The following is a 532-nucleotide window of genomic DNA, read 5'->3' on the forward strand; positions in this document are numbered from 1 at the left end:
GTCCCGGACTCGAGGTCCGCGCGGCCCCGATGCCGAGGCCCGAGATCCCCCCCGCGGTCCCCGGCGGCCGTACCGATGCCGGCATCACCCGCGGTGAAGAGCCGGGCCGTGGCGCGCCCCGGCCCCACAAAGCTGCGCCGACGCCTATACCGGCTGTCGGTCCGGCTGTACTTCCATCCCCACTGGCAGCAATGGCGCCCAGACCCCGCGGCCTGGCAGGAACTGCGCGACCTGGGCCGGTCAGGCGGGGCCACGAGTGAGCGACCGCCACGATGACGGGCCAAAGCACGGGCCCCGACTCCCCGGACACTCCAGAAGGCACGCCCGTCCCGTCCTCGCTCCACGTGACCGTCCACCCACCGTCCTCCACAGGCGGCCGCCGGGTACGCGTGAACGGCGAACCCCTCGGCCTGGCCCACAACCTCTCCGACATCGCGGAATTCCTCCGCCGGGCCGGTCTGGAGATCGACGCGGCGGAGGTGGCGCAGGCGCCGTGGATCGACTGGCGGGGGGGGGGGCCAGGGGGCTGGAA

General features: G+C 74.2%; 1 protein-coding gene. It reads left to right on the forward strand.

Annotation, left to right across the window (positions count from 1 at the left end):
• Window positions 1–344: 344 nt before the first annotated feature.
• A partial coding sequence (locus tag TN53_RS48905) for a hypothetical protein (RefSeq protein ID WP_046264178.1) occupies window positions 345–532 on the forward strand: 188 nt, incomplete at its 3' end.

Origin of the sequence: Streptomyces sp. WM6386 (assembly GCF_000972385.1) — a bacterium.
Classification (GTDB): Bacteria; Actinomycetota; Actinomycetes; order Streptomycetales; family Streptomycetaceae; genus Streptomyces.